At 41.2% G+C, this 15,184-nt stretch carries 8 protein-coding genes; 3 read left to right on the top strand and 5 right to left on the bottom strand.

Annotation, left to right across the window (positions count from 1 at the left end):
* Window positions 1–522 precede the first annotated feature (522 nt).
* Complete coding sequence (locus ACMX3D_RS10500; protein ID WP_482751362.1) at window positions 523–3,915, top strand: ATP-binding response regulator; 3,393 nt, start codon at window positions 523–525, stop codon at window positions 3,913–3,915.
* A 39-nt stretch (window positions 3,916–3,954) separates the two neighbouring features.
* On the opposite strand, the gene ACMX3D_RS10495 is transcribed toward ACMX3D_RS10500, so the two are convergent.
* From ACMX3D_RS10495 to ACMX3D_RS10485, 3 genes are all read right to left on the bottom strand, one after another.
* Complete coding sequence (locus ACMX3D_RS10495; protein WP_482751361.1) at window positions 3,955–5,853, bottom strand: ArnT family glycosyltransferase; 1,899 nt, start codon at window positions 5,851–5,853, stop codon at window positions 3,955–3,957.
* Between the two features lie 25 nt (window positions 5,854–5,878).
* Window positions 5,879–6,046, bottom strand: a complete 168-nt coding sequence (locus ACMX3D_RS10490) for a hypothetical protein (RefSeq protein WP_482751360.1) — start codon at window positions 6,044–6,046, stop codon at window positions 5,879–5,881.
* Window positions 6,047–6,190: 144 nt separating this feature from the next.
* Complete coding sequence (locus tag ACMX3D_RS10485) at window positions 6,191–6,823, bottom strand: hypothetical protein (protein ID WP_482751359.1); 633 nt, start codon at window positions 6,821–6,823, stop codon at window positions 6,191–6,193.
* A gap of 584 nt (window positions 6,824–7,407) precedes the next feature.
* Between ACMX3D_RS10485 and ACMX3D_RS10480 the strand changes: the two genes are divergently transcribed.
* Window positions 7,408–7,740, top strand: a complete 333-nt coding sequence (locus ACMX3D_RS10480; RefSeq protein WP_482751358.1) for a DUF565 domain-containing protein — start codon at window positions 7,408–7,410, stop codon at window positions 7,738–7,740.
* A 36-nt stretch (window positions 7,741–7,776) separates the two neighbouring features.
* Window positions 7,777–8,823, top strand: a complete 1,047-nt coding sequence (locus tag ACMX3D_RS10475; protein ID WP_482751357.1) for a glycerate kinase — start codon at window positions 7,777–7,779, stop codon at window positions 8,821–8,823.
* Between the two features lie 159 nt (window positions 8,824–8,982).
* Here ACMX3D_RS10475 and ACMX3D_RS10470 read toward each other — a convergent pair whose 3' ends face one another.
* Window positions 8,983–9,966 carry a diguanylate cyclase domain-containing protein gene (locus ACMX3D_RS10470; RefSeq protein ID WP_482751356.1) on the bottom strand — a complete coding sequence of 328 codons (984 nt, stop codon included), beginning with the start codon at window positions 9,964–9,966 and terminating at the stop codon, window positions 8,983–8,985.
* Complete coding sequence (locus ACMX3D_RS10465) at window positions 9,963–14,666, bottom strand: PAS domain S-box protein (RefSeq protein ID WP_482751355.1); 4,704 nt, start codon at window positions 14,664–14,666, stop codon at window positions 9,963–9,965. Before ACMX3D_RS10465 ends, ACMX3D_RS10470 begins: the two co-directional genes overlap by 4 nt.
* Between the last annotated feature and the right edge of the window lie 518 nt (window positions 14,667–15,184).

The raw sequence follows: 15,184 nt of genomic DNA, 5'->3' as shown, positions 1-15,184 counted from the left end.
TTGACTCAACAAACACAGACAACAAGTGAGCAGGAATATTTATTGAGCGGTTGATGAGGTGTTCGTTATAGAGGATACATTAGTTGATTGAGATTCGCATATGTATATCTATCAGAATATAGATTTTTTGATTTCACCCCTTGATAGGATACTTAAACTAACTTAAAGTATGCGCGTATTCTAAATCATTATAATTCCTCAAGGTTCTAAAGCGAATGTTTGGAGCCATAATTGTTTTAGCTGTCACTTTTAATCAGGAGTGACAATACCAGTAAAACACTGTAAGGTTATTTCCCCAAATTGATAAAGTGGCAAAGGCAAAAACTGACACTGGGAAAATTCAAATCAACCAGCGATGCTATGTCTCAGACAAACCCACCAGGGCAATGGTGTTACAGCTAAAGCAAGAATTGGAGAAATGACTTTTGTTGTGAGGATATTACTGTAAGCGCGAACACTATCTACCAAATCGCTCATGCTAAAGCCAAACGCCGCCAGAGGAAGAATTAACCCTAAAGCCTTATGTCAATGCTACAGTACCCGCTTTATAATTTTCTCGCACCCGTACCCAAATGCGGCGAAACAAGCACTTTAGTAGCGGCCTTAGAAATTTTTGAGCAACAGCAGTGCGATCGCCTAGTAGTAGTAAATCAACAGCAAGCACCCATTGGTCTGTTAAAATCTGCCAACTTAACACAAAAACTATTGGTAGAATCTCCAGAAGAGCAATATTTACATTTGTTACAACAGCCACTGACACTCTGGAAACAAAGCATTTTTGAGCCAATACAAATAATAGCAGCAAGCGATCGCGTTGAGCAATTTGTGCAGTTATTGCGTTACTATTCTGCTGCTCAATCGAGCAACAATGTTAATTGGACACTGGTTGATCAAGAAGGCAAATTATTAGGCTTGTTAGACAGCAGCCGTTTGTTGAGATTATTAGCCCAAGAAAAGGCAGGCATAACTACGGCTGGCAAAAAATACTCCCATGCTTGGAGATCGACGGGCAAAATTTCCCTAGAACATCCCGACACATCCCATAGTAATGCGGCCAAAGTCAAAACCCACTGGCGATCGCACCAAACCAATCAACTTCAGTCATTGTTACATAAACCACTGATCAAATTACTCGAACAACTGCCTTGGCCGTTGATGCTGCAAACCAGTACTGGTGAGATAGTCTCCCAAAATCCAGCTTGGTGGCAGCAATTGGGAGCCTTGAAAGATCCCGAAGATGTGCGAAAACAAGTAGCGGCGATACTCTCGCCAATTCTGAGCAAACAACCAGAATACGCTAAGCAAACAACCGTTAAAGTTCCCTACAGTGAGGATAATACATTATCACAACTGAAACTGCATTCGGGAGAAAATACTTGGGCAGTGAGGCACGAAGCCTTACCCCATAACAATTTACTACCGCAATCGCCATCATCTACACCCAATTTTCATCACTTACAAGAATCACCCGTTTCTCCTCCCCATAGCTTTAATCGCTGCTTTTTAGATAGTCAAATGGGGACTTGTACCTGTGTTGTCGAAGAACAAAACGGTCAGGAACGAGTCTGGCAATTTGCCAAAATTCCTCTAGATAGTCCAGAATTCAAAGCTGTGGATGGTCAGCCAGTCGAAAATTCTGATCATCTGTGGTTGGTGTTGGCAACAGATGTCACTGAACAGCAACAGCTGTGCAAAGAATTGGCAGCGAAAAATGCTGACTTGATTCAACTTAATCGCTTAAAAGATGAATTTTTAGCTTGTATTAGTCATGAATTGAAGACACCCCTTACAGCAGTGTTGGGATTATCACGATTGCTAGTAGACCAACAATTAGGAGAATTGAACGAACGGCAAGCCCGCTACGCCGGACTGATTCATCAAAGCGGTCGTCACTTAATGAGTGTGGTCAATGACATTTTAGATTTGACCCGGATGGAAACGGGACAGATGGAATTGGCACTCGCACCAGTTAATATTCGCAGCGTGTGCGATCGCGCCCAATCGGAAGTCAAAGCTATCCACACTCAAAGTAGCAAAACTGTACCCACCAATCAAGCCTCAACCATCAGTTCATCAATACCAAAATTCACTTTGACAATTGAACCAGGCTTAGACCAAATGGTGGCAGATGAATTGCGCTTGCGTCAGATGTTGGTACATTTGCTTTCCAACGCTTTTAAATTCACTGAAACATCCGGCGAAATTGGTTTACGCGTCAGTCGTTGGGAAGGTTGGATTGCCTTTACCATTTGGGATACGGGCATTGGTATTCCTGAACATCAGCAACACTTAATTTTTCAAAAATTCCAACAACTAGAAAACCCGCTCACTAGGCAATTTGAAGGAACTGGTTTAGGGCTAGTATTAACCAGAGCTTTAGCCCGCCTGCACGGAGGGGATGTCAGCTTTTTGTCTCAAGAAGGCAAAGGTAGCCAATTTACACTATTACTACCACCCAGCCCGCCAACTACAGGTTTTACTGATACCGACACAAGTAATCAAGAAGAGAGAACACAGCAAAATATTGGCATTCAAAAAATTCCAACTTCCGTAGCGTCCCCAGTCAGCAATACGGCGCATCTCCCTGGTTGTTCTCAAAGGTTAGTGCTAATAGTCGAAGCCGTGGCGCGATACATTGAAGACTTAGCTGAACAACTCAAAGGTTTAGGTTATCGAGTCATCATTGCGCGTTCAGGTACAGAAGCCGTCGAAAAAGCCCGACGCTTACAACCACAAGCTGTATTTTTAAATCCTTTATTACCATTACTTTCAGGTTGGGATGTACTGACATTGCTGAAATCTGATGCAGCGACGCGTCATATCCCTGTAATTGTCACAGCCACAGGCGCAGAAAAAGACCAAGCATTTGCTAACCAAGCCGATGGTTTCTTGAGCTTACCCATAGAAAATTTGGCTTTAGCACCACTTTTGGAGAAATTGTGCGCTAAACCAACAGTTTCAACGTCAAATGTTGACACTGCTCAAACGATTGCCAAAAATCAACCACTGCGAATTCTGAGATTGGTCAATCCCGAATTAGTATCCATCAACCCCCATCCCTCTCTGCGTGAACATCGGGTGATAGAAGTGGATAACCTAGACCAAGCAGAACTCTTAGCACGGGTTTGGCAGTTTGATGTCATCTTATTAGATGTAGAAAGTTATTTAGCTCAAACTTATTTACAACAATTAATTCAGCATCCCCGTTTGGTGGCTCTACCATTGGTAACTTGTGATGTTGCTACTAGCTTGGCCGCTTCGCAAATACCTGGGCTTTCGGTATTTCCCTGTTTAACACCATTTGGGAAAAATCATGGAAATCGCCCTGACAAAATAGATCCTCTGTTGTCAGTTTTACAAATTGCTTCTGGTATTTGTTGCCCACCGAGTATTTTAGTGGTGGATTTGACAACACTACATGATTTACCCCAAATCAGACGTAAACAAGTCAGAAATTATCGTAACCTGAAAAATTCTACCCTGAATAACACTACTGCCGAAAGAGGATCTGAGTGGTTTCAAGCTTTAATTCAGTATCTGCAAACAGCAGGTTTGAAAGCGGCAATTGGGCGCTGCTGGACAGAAGTAACACAACAAATTCGTCACAATAGTGTTGATTTGTTGCTAATTTGCTTAGGCGAAACGCCAATTCATCAGGATGTGCTGAAAGCTCTCACAGCCTTAAAAGATTCACCTTTTAATTTGCCGCCTATTTTGGTAATTGACCAGCGGATAAATCATCACGCAATGAAGTATTCAGGAGAAATCAAGCAGCACAAAAATAGCAGTCGGGATCATGTAGATAAATCAATTAGTGCGATCGCCACCGAGGTTCTGTCTCGCTCAATCTCAATGGAAGATTTATTGCATCAGATTAATCAAGCATTATTTCAGCATCAGCAGAAAAAGGGTTAATTTTTATTGAAAAATCGAGAGGGACTCATCACCGATTTCTCAAAGAATTTGGGAGCTTGTTTTCTGAGAAATTAGAGAAATATTTTGCTTTTGTTGCTTCATTTTCTTGAAAGAAATTCTAATCAACTGATAAGCACCTTTTGAAGCTAAATTTTCATAATCATCAGGAGGTAAATCCATTTTGACAAGGTTTCTATGTTCTGCCAAAACCAGCAATGAAGGTGCTTTTAAAGGCAGATTCGTTTGATTTTTGATATACACAACAGCATCTTTTGTTAATTTGATGAAATTAACTTGTTGATGACTGTAAAAAACTACACTCGGTTTTTTAAAGCCAACCATTAGCAATTCTTCGTTTGGTTGTTTTACCTGGGAAATAACAGCAGAAATTTCCCTCAAAGGCATCTGACGTTCTTGATCCATCAAAAACATAGCAGGCATCAAAACAACAATTAAAAATGCCACAAACCCCAACAAATTTGCACCAATAATGCCCCGCCAACGCCGAGTTATTAATAAAAATGCCACACTTATAGCACTCAACAGCCAGATAGAACCCCCTAGTTGTGTAATACCTGAATTTTGTAGAGTTTGGCGGAAGTTAGGCGCAGCTTGATCGCTACCTAATAACTGGGTTATTTGAAATATCGCCACAGACAAGGCCGAGAACAAAACAACGTTTGCCCAGCCACTAAACCAAAATAATTTTTGCGGAGATCGAGAACTAGAGGCAGATGGTGTAGGAAAATAATCGCTCCACAATAAAGCTACCAAAATAGCAGCGGCTGGCATCAGCGGTAAAACATAGCTAGGCAGTTTGGTCACAGCAATTGTGAAAAAACCAAAAACTCCTAAAAACCAAATACAAGCAAATAAACCTAATTGCTGAGAGCGTTCTTGCATTAGCCAGTGCGATCGCTGCCAAAACTTGAGTCGAGCGAAGGCTGCGGGTAAATATACAGAGTATGGTGCAAAACCTAAAAGCACCACCAAAAAATAAAAATACCAAGGGGCGGAATGACCATTAACTACTTCTGTAAAACGGTCTATGTTGTGATATCCAAAAAACGAATTAATATAATTCCAGCCGTTCCGCCAAATTACTAATACATACCAAGGGACTGATAAAGCAACAATAATTAGTATTCCAAGTAGTGGACGCATTTCGCGCAGGACTTCGCGTAACTTGCCCACATAAATCAAGAAAGCCAGAATAATTATCCCCGGTAACACTATGCCTACAGGGCCTTTAGTTAAAATTGCCCCAGCAATTAATACATAACAAGCTAAATACCATTTATTGGGGAGTAGGAAATGGGAAACTGCTTCTCTACTCCCAACTCTCGACTCCCGACTCCCCTCTTGACTGGCATAACCCAGAAAAAAACATAACAGAGAAGAAGCAATGCAGCCAGTCAGTAGCATATCTGAAACACCGGTTCTTCCCCAGACAATCATCTCTGGATTGAGTGCCATAATAGCTGCTGCGATCGCAGCTGTTAAGTAGCGGCGAGTCGGACGCTCAACTTGTGCTGCTGTGTCTTGCTTTGCCAAGTGCCACTGTACAGTATAAAAACCTAAACTAATGACTGCAATTGCGGCGATCGCAGATGGGAGACGCACAGCCCACTCGTTCACGCCAATCATGCCATAAGCGATCGCCTGACACCAGTAAACCAAGGCAGGTTTGTCAAACCGAGTTACACCGTTAAAAAAGGGCGTAATCCAATCCCCGGTGACAAACATTTGCCGGGATGCTTCCGCAAACAGCGGCTCTGTTTCATCAACTAAGCCAATACTGCCTAAATTCCACCCGTAGCCTATCCAACCAATCAGCATCAACCACAAAATCGATAAAGTTACGGCTAGAGATGGACGCTGTATTATCTTGTTGAACCATTGGTTAACAGTGTGGAAATTACTCAATTTCATCCTCATTTAGTTATTAGTCAATAGTTATCAGTCAACAGTCAACTCCCTGCGGGAGAGGGAACAGGGAACGGGCAACAGGCAACACTTCGGCAAAGCTCAGTGCCAGCGGTTCGTCCGTTTGTTCCCTTTCCCCACCGTTGGGTTTGAGTCCCCCACCTATAGGTGGCAAGTCTTGACGGGGGCTTAAATCCCCCGTCACAGACAGTCTCTGTTCCCTGTTCCCTGTTGCCCGTTAATAGTTATTAGTCGTTAACAAGTGAGATTTTGTTCTTTATGATTTTTGCTTTGTACTAGTCATCAACTAAACACTATCATCTCAGGACTATGGACTTTTGACCTTTGACTATGGACTAAGTACCAACAGCCATTCTTTAGTTTGGTTATTCCAAGTTGGGAGGGAAGTTTCACCAACAACATAAGGCCCCCAGTAGCGTCGAGAACCATCCTGGGCAAAGGCGACTAAAATATCTCCTTTTTCTAGCTTTAAGTTGCCATTGGGCAAGGAAAGCAGCAAGCCCTTGCTACTACCTTCTTGCGGTGCAAAATCCCAATGTGCTGGGATATCATAGTTAATCTTGCTACTAGCCGAGCCTTTACTTTTTGATTGTCTTGCTAGTAATGCCAAACGTACAGGCTGATCAGTTTGATTACTCATCCGCAAAGTGCCTTGGGTTTTGGCACTACCAGCCGCATTAGAACGGTTTACCAAGATAGATTGAACTTGGCTGGTACTTTGTTCTATTTGGTTTGCTGGTATTGTGATGGTACTAGAAACATTTGTGGATGTATTTGTAGCATCTAATATAGGTAGTTCTGAATTGCTTTTTGCCTGAGGCATATTAGTAGATGCTGCTTCAGATGTGTCAGGATTCGTAGTCTCAAATGACACATCTAAATCTAAACATCCCACTAGCAATCCAAGCAGCCCCAAGGTACAAGCTGTAACAGCAGCCTTACGATACACCTGAGATTTCATTTTGATATTGGTTAGAAATAAGTATTTGTTTAGTCTTGGCCAAATATTAGCTTATTCTCTGCCGTCTGAATTCACGAAATTTACTGACTTGCTTACAATAGCTCTCATGAAATTAAGCTATGCAATGTATCATACATATCATTTTTCGGAAATCAGCATTTGCATGAATAATTACCTTAATTTTACGTAAAAAAGCTTTCTATTTGCCATTGTTACGTTGAGTTTTGCAGTGTTTCAGCAAGACGGAGAAAATAAGGATACATAAAAATAAACATTAAAGCGTATAATTACCTGCAAAAGTTTTTAGTCTTGGGGTAGTATGAACAACAAAATGTTTGTTGTTAAACCCTGAGATATATTATCTATAAATTATTTACATTTTTCAACAATTCATGATTAATCATGGCAAAATTCTGATTGCTATTGGTGATGAAATAAAATATACAATATATTTAACAGTATTTTAACCAGGCAGATCAGAAGTATAAGTTATTAATCAGTAGTTAAAATTCCGAGAATTTCTCATAATATTCAAATATTGTTTCTTAATAAAAGTAATCTGCATAATTTTGAGGTATTGATGGATGCAAAACACTCGAATTAATAATTTATTAGATGCCGTTGCTAGTAGTTTAGGGCGATGGTTTCTGAATCCTTGGCGGCGAATATCATTATTAATAATTAGTTTTTTGTTTGGCTTTTTTCTAGGAACAGCAATCTCTACAATAGCAGGACAAAAAGCAGAATTAGACATTGTTGTAGCAGCATTTTTAGTGATATTAACTGAGTTAACCAGCCGCATATTTTATAGTCGTAACTTTTTTGCTAAAAGACCGCTCTGGTTAGAATACTTGAATACTCTAAAACTGGGGTTCACTTACAGTTTGTTTGTGGAAGCCTTTAAGTTAGGCTCTTAGAAAAATTTGTGGTTCGTGCTGTTGAAGGAGATGTAGATGCATTCTTGGCTCAGGGAGATTATAACAGAGGATGTCCGAGAATTAACTTGGCAGCAAGCACGAGCAGCAGCCTTGGTTGATTTTTCAAGAGCAAAGGCTTTTGGGATTACACCAACAAATGTTGATGAAATTATTCAAAGGCGATCGCAGTTACTCAAATCAGTTCTACCAGCGTTGCGGCAATTTTGCCAAACTAACCTGCGTGCTAACTTTGAGCAAATGTTGGTTTTGTTGTGGGACTTGTGGCTCCCTTTAGGAATGAAATTAGCAGCCCACCGTCAAAACCTAGACCGTCCGTTGATTCAAGGTATCTTAGGAGTACAAGGCACAGGCAAAACCACAATGTGCCAAGTTTTAACCATCATTCTCCAGCAGTTGGGATACCGCACCCTGAGTTGGTCATTGGATGACTTATACAAAACTTACAGCGATCGCTTAGCATTATTACAGCAAGACCCCCGCTTGATTTGGCGTGGCCCACCAGGAACCCATGATTTAGATTTAGGTTTAAATGTCCTAGATCAAATTCGTCAAGGAAAAACTTCTGTCAATATTCCCCGGTTTGATAAATCGGCTCATGGCGGTGCAGGCGATCGCACGACTCCAGAAATTGTTAAAAATATAGATATCGTATTATTTGAAGGCTGGTTTGTGGGTGTGCAACCAATTGACCCAAACGCATTTGATATAGCCCCACCGCCAATTATTACAAAGGCAGACAAAGAATTTGCGCGTGATATGAATCGTCAGTTGAGCAGTTATCTACCACTTTGGGAGCGATTAGATAGTTTGATTATGCTTTATCCCACTGATTATCGTAGTTCCCTAGAATGGCGCAAGCAAGCCGAACAACAAATGATTGCTGCTGGTAAATCAGGTATGAGTGATGCACAGATTGAAGATTTTGTCAATTATTTTTGGCGTTCTCTCCACCCAGAATTATTCCTTAAGCCAATGCTGCGATCGCCATCTGTGGTAGATTTAGTGATTGAAATCTGCCCAGACCGCACTGTTGGAGCAATTTACATCCCTAATGCCTGCTAGTACAAAAAATATAGCTGTAGTCACTTAGGTTAAGACAGTGTTGATTGTTCAAAGCCTTGAAATTACTGGATTTATACTCAGCACTCAGCAACGCCACTTGCTTCAACGGAGGGAACCTCCGCAACGCAGTGGCTCCTCAGCACTCAGCACTTTGCTATATTATGCACCCCAACGGGGAATCGAAAAATTAGTAGGTGCTTGCTTGTTAGCCTGTTGAAAGCGATCGCGCCCTTCAATTTTTGCTTGATATAATGCGCGATCGGCAGCAGATATCATATCTTGAAAGTCTGAACCAGGCTGAGGAATATCTGTGGCTACCCCAGCACTAATGGTCACATAACCACTTGCTTGAGAATTGCTATGGGGAATTGCCAATCTCCTCACAACCGAGCAAATTTTTTCTGCTAACCGCAATGCCCCCTGAATTTCTGTTTTTGGTAGAATCACCGCAAATTCTTCACCGCCATAACGAGCTACTAAATCGGCTGGACGTTTAACACTATCTTTGATTGCTTGTGCCACCTTTTGCAAACAGCGATCGCCTGCCCGATGGCCATAAGTATCGTTATAAGATTTAAAATAATCAACATCACAAAGAATCAAAGACAAAGGCAATTGCTCTCGTGCCATTCGTTGCCACTCTTGGGCAAAATATTCTTCAAAGCGTCTGCGGCTGGCTACTTGAGTTAAACCATCGATAGTTACCAATCTTTGCAATTCTTGATTAGCAGTTTCTAGCTGTTGTTGTAGCTGAGATTGCTGAATTAAGCGTTTTACCCGTTGGCGCAATACAGGCCAGTGAATTGGTTTAGTCACATAATCTATAGCACCCACAGCAAATGCATGGTCTACTGACTCTTCATCTTCCAGCCCAGTAATCATTAACACTGGTGTATACTTGCCATGAGCTAACGAGCGCAATTGCATACAACACTCAAATCCATCCATACCGGGCATAATGGCATCCATGAGGACGATTTGGGGGTGCAATTGCTGAAACAGCATTAACGCTTCTATACCATCTCGTGCTTCTGCTATCTGATAGCCTTCTCGCTCTAGAGCAAGCCGCAGCTGAGTACGGATAAAGGGTTCGTCATCAACAATCAGAACTAGAGATTGGTTTTTTTGAAAGTTGTTTTTCATACTCCCGCCTCCAGTTCTAATTGCAATCCAGTTTTGACTTGCTCATATTCTTGCTGAAGTTGTGACAAGATATCTGCACATCCAAGAAGCTCATTACTTCTGCCTTTGACTTCTAACTGCTTGCAAAGGTTTGTTAGGTTGGTTGCACCGACAGAAGCACTGCTGGATTTGAGTTTGTGTGCTGTCTTCCATAAAGTTTCGACATCTTCAGCTACTACCGATGCTTGAATTTCTTGTATAAGTTTCGGAGCTTCTATTAGATAACATTGTATTAGTTCTGCAAATGCGATTTTATCTCCAGATAACATCTGACGCAGAGATTGCAAAATCTTGTGATCAACTGTGGATTTCGTGCAGTTTAGGTTTGGGAGTTCAGTTTGAGTTTGCCAGGACATTTGTGTAGGTAGTTCTGGTGTTGGGATAGGACGCTGGCACTTGCTCAGCGCTTGGGCTAACTCTGCCACTTGTATAGGTTTACTAATATAATCGTCCATCCCAGCGGCTAGACAAGTTTCGCGATCGCCGCGCATAGCGTTGGCAGTAATGGCAATAATATAAGGACGAGTACTAGCTTCCCATTCCTCAGAGATGATTTGGCTGGTTTTAAGTCCATCCATTTCTGGCATATGAATATCCATCAACACTACATCATAGGGTTGACGTTGCAATGCTTGAATAACTTCGCGCCCGTCAGTTACTACATCTGCGTCGTAGCCAATTTTTTGTAACATTAGTAGTGCCACTTTTTGGTTCACCAAACTATCTTCTGCTAAGAGAATTCGCAGTGGCATTTTCTGGGCTAAATTAAACTCCAACGGGGAAGTATGTGAACCAGAAATATTGGTTGGGAGAAACTGATGTTTACAAGCATGGGTCAGGACGTAGTGGAGTTGAGATTGTTTGATTGGTTTAGTCAAACAGAAAGCTAAATCCATCTCATCATAGTTGCTGCTTATTTCTGGGCCATTTGAGGAGGTTAAAATTATCACGGGGAGATTTTGACCACCAGGCTGCTGACGAATTTCCCGTGCTAGTTTCAGCCCTTCAATTTTCGGCATTTGCATATCGAGAATCGCAATATCAAACTTGATTCCTTGTGCCAGCAAAGCTAAGGCGGCATCACCTGATTGGGCAATATATGTTTGCATTTGCCAGGGTTGCACTTGCAAGCTGAGAATTTTACTGTTGCTGGGATTGTCATCTACAATTAACAGCCGCTTACCAGCCAACTGCGCAAAAGATGCCTTGACTTCTCGTGATGCTAAATGGGGAACGACTTTAGTTGTAATTGTGAAGTAGAAAGTGGAACCATAATCAGAGAAAGTTGATGAGACAGGTCTGCTATTTTGCCATCCAGGATCAGGATTGCCACCAATACAGCCACGACTGTTAACCCAGAGGCTACCGTTCATCATTTCACTTAAACGTTGGCTAATCACCAGCCCTAATCCGGTTCCGCCGTAAAGTCTGGTCATTGAGGCATCTGCCTGGGTGAAAGGTTGGAATAGCCGCGCCATTTTCTCTGGAGTGATGCCAATACCTGTGTCTTGAATGCTAAACAGAATGTTGCAGGTAGTTTCGAGATTTTGAGTTTCTAGTTGGCTGGCATATACAGAAAGTACTACTTCTCCTTGTGAAGTGAATTTAATGGCATTGTTGAGCAAGTTCATTAAAACTTGGCGCAAGCGTGTGATGTCGCCAACAATCTGTGTCGGAACTTGGGGATGGATAAGGTAAATCAGTTCAATATGTTTTTGGGCAGCTTTTGGGGACAGAAGGTCAATTACTTGTTCTACACAAGCTTTTAAATCAAAGGGTTTTTCTTCGAGTTCCAGCCTACCTGATTCAATTTTGGAGAAGTCGAGAATATCATTGATGATGGCTAGTAAAGCATCGCCACTGGTATGAACGGTTTCTACAAAGTCTCGCTGTTGGGGAGTTAGTTCTGTATCTAACAACAATTCTGTCATACCAATTACAGCATTCATCGGAGTGCGAATTTCATGGCTCATCATTGCCAAGAATTCACTTTTGGCACGGTTGGCTGCTTCTGCTTGACGTTTTGCTTGTTCTAGGGCAAAGTTTTTTAAGGTAAGTTCTTCGCGTTGGCGGGTTTCTTGTTCTAGTAGGTGGGCTTGGGCTAAGGCAATGCCGAGTTGTGCGGCGACTGCTTCTAATAATTCAATTTCTGCTGTTGTCCATTGGCGAAAATAGCTGCACTGGTGTAAGCCGATCGCACCGTTGGGTTCTCCTTGATAAGATGTGCGGACTGCTAACATGGATTTTATGCTCAAGCCTTGACAAATTTCTGCTGCTCCTTGCAGTAACGGATCAACATACACGTTATCAGAGGCAAGAGCTTTATCCTCGGTCATCATTTGCTCGGCATGGGGATTGCCGATAACGGGAATTTCCAATGTTTCTTGACAACAGTAAGTCGGAAAATCATTATACTCTGCTACTAAGGGAATGCGAGGGAGAGGGTCGGTGATAAAAGAGTGAATCAGGCAGCGTTCAGCTTGAAATGCTTGTCCAATTTGGATAGCTGCGGTGGCAAATATTTCTTTACTATGAAAACTTTGACGAATTTGCTGGGTGATTTGTTTTAACAGCAGTGTTTGATGCAATTGTCTCTGCAATGCTTGTTGTGCCAGTACTCTTTCTGTGATGTCATGATTAAAACTCACACTAGCAATTGGCTGACCTTGCTCATCTTGTAAGAGAATAACTGTGGTTTCACAAATTCCTTGACTGCCATCTTTACGCATAAATTGAATTTCCCCAGACCAACGTCCATGCTGCTGAATATCTGGCAAAATTTCGGGCATAAGTTGAGCAACGGCTTCAGGTTTATATAAAATACTAGTTGTTCTGCCTAGGATTTCGGCTTTGCTATAGCCAAACATCCACTCAGCCGCACCATTCCAGTCAATAATTTTTCCGGTTAAATCAGTGATAATTACGCCATCATACATGTTTTCAAAGATGAGGGCTTGGCGATGCAGAGTTGCTTCTGCTTGTTTGCGATCGCTAATATCGGTATGAATGCCAATAAAATGACTTAACCTACCTGTTTCATCATGGATTGGCGAAATATTCAATTCATGCCAAAATAAGGTGCCATCTTTGCGGTAGTTCCGCAACAGTACTTGGCAACTTTTGCCTGCTTTCAGGGATGATTGCAGTTGTTGAATTGTTGGTTGTAAGGGATCTGTACCTGGCAAAAAAGCACAGTTATAGCCAATGATGTCCTTAGCGCTATAGCCTGTGATTAACTCAAAAGCAGGATTAACGTAAATAATTGGTTGATTAGGTAGTCGAGCATCGGCAATTGTAATGCCATCACTAGCAGCTGCTAGGGCGCGTTCGCGTAATCTTAAAGTTTCTTCTACTAATTTTAAATCGGTAATTTCAAACATAAACCCCCTAAGCATTACGGGGGTTCCAGCGTCTTTGACAACATTTACTATGTCTCGCAACCATACAACTCGCCCACTGGCGGTGAACATCCGATATTCAAATTCGTGGTTTTCTCCCTTAGCCGTTGCTTCTTGACAAATTCGCATCACCTGTTCACGGTCGTGAGGATGCAGATGATTGAGCCAAAAATTTTCTTGATACCATTCATCTAGGGGATAGTCTAACAATGCTTCTGCTTGTGGCCCGACATAAGTAAATCGCCAAGTTTTGATATCAAATTCCCAAGGAATTACTTTTACTGTTTCGACTAACTCTCGCAGGCGTGTTTCACTAGCACGCAGAGCAATTTCAGTTTTTTTCTGTTCCCAAATTCGCTCTGCTAGTTCTTGATTAATGGCAACTATATGCTGGTTTCTTTGTTCGGTACTCTGAGCAAAATAAATGGATAATGTCAATGTACCAGCAATGATTAATCCAGAAATTAAGATCATTACTGGTAGAGGCGATCGCAATTTTGTTAATAATTCTTCAGAAGGATATACTGCTACTTGCCAGTTGACTCCGTATAAGTCAACGCCGACTTCTTGTTGCCAAGATAGTAGCTGTGTTGGTAGTGGATTCTGCCCGTAAATTAACTCTTGATCATCAAAGACTCTAATTTTATAACCTTGGGGCAAATGCACCATAGAATCTAATAAGAACTGAATTTGAAACACTCCTGCGATAAAGCCATCAAACTGCTCTCCTATCCACAGTGGTACGTATGCGAAAAATCCTTTACCGCCTTGGACAAGTTCTAGTGTGCGGCTAACAGTAGTGTGCTGAAGGTTACGTGCTGTTAATAGTGCTGTTTTTTGCAGAGGTTCTTGGCTGAGGTCGATATTGTAAAAGGATTTGTTGCTAATTTCGGGTACAGTCCATCTGACTCGCAATGATGGGTCAACCCATTCCAACGCTAGATATCCTCCGAAATCGTTGACATAAGCTGCGGCTTCAGTTCGCCATTGTTTCTGTTCCAGACCACCGTGCAATTGCCAATGATTGCCCATTTGCTCTAATGCGAGAATTCGAGTATTCAATTGGGCAGTTAATTCCGTTTTGATAGCGATCGCCTGCTGTTGAACAAGTTGTTGAATGTCCGTTTGCTCTTCAATTACTAACCTCTGCCAAAGCAGAATCACTGCAATTGAGACAATAATCCCCACCAATAATGGCAGCAATTCTCTTTTGCTGAAAATTTCTATTGCTTGCAACTGATGATATTTGTGCTGCCTAACCACTTATTCATCCTCTAGCACTTTCAGCATTTGTCTTAATGATTATTACTGTTACTTAAAATTATGAATATTTATTTTACAATACCGTCCTTTTTTAAATTTATTTTTTCTAGTTTCTTTTTAAGAAACTGCTTAAATTTTATTTATCTTTTATTCTTTTATAAATATTTAATCCCTAGCCAAAAAATAAAAAAATTTCTTTTTTATAAAAAATATTAACAAAAATCAATTTTTGTCAATTGTTGTTTTTTATATTGATTAAATCAATGTTTTACTCACTTTAATCATGATGTTGCTAAATAGTTATTTGATATATTTTAAAGCTAAAATTTGTAACTTTTTAATATTTGTATTTCACTATTAGTTTATCGCCTTGATAATTGCTATCCATATAACAAAAGTTATGACAAAATAATTTAGGAGAAACAAGCAATACTCTAGAACTAACACAAGTGTTATTCCAGGCTTTGATCAGACATTGGCAGCAGTTTTCGTGTTGACTGCTGACGCTTAACCTTCAA

It is taken from the genome of Anabaena sp. TISTR 8404, from assembly GCF_056847745.1.
This window is presented reverse-complemented; position numbering and strand designations above follow the sequence as displayed.

What these genes read in the sequence shown, in the direction of transcription:
- ACMX3D_RS10500 (WP_482751362.1), top strand. Translation starts at nt 523, where the DNA reads ATGTCAATGCTACAGTACCCGCTTTATAATTTTCTCGCACCCGTACCC.
- ACMX3D_RS10495 (WP_482751361.1), bottom strand. Translation starts at nt 5,853, where the DNA reads ATGAGGATGAAATTGAGTAATTTCCACACTGTTAACCAATGGTTCAAC.
- ACMX3D_RS10485 (WP_482751359.1), bottom strand. Translation starts at nt 6,823, where the DNA reads ATGAAATCTCAGGTGTATCGTAAGGCTGCTGTTACAGCTTGTACCTTG.
- ACMX3D_RS10480 (WP_482751358.1), top strand. Translation starts at nt 7,408, where the DNA reads ATGCAAAACACTCGAATTAATAATTTATTAGATGCCGTTGCTAGTAGT.
- ACMX3D_RS10475 (WP_482751357.1), top strand. Translation starts at nt 7,777, where the DNA reads ATGCATTCTTGGCTCAGGGAGATTATAACAGAGGATGTCCGAGAATTA.
- ACMX3D_RS10470 (WP_482751356.1), bottom strand. Translation starts at nt 9,966, where the DNA reads ATGAAAAACAACTTTCAAAAAAACCAATCTCTAGTTCTGATTGTTGAT.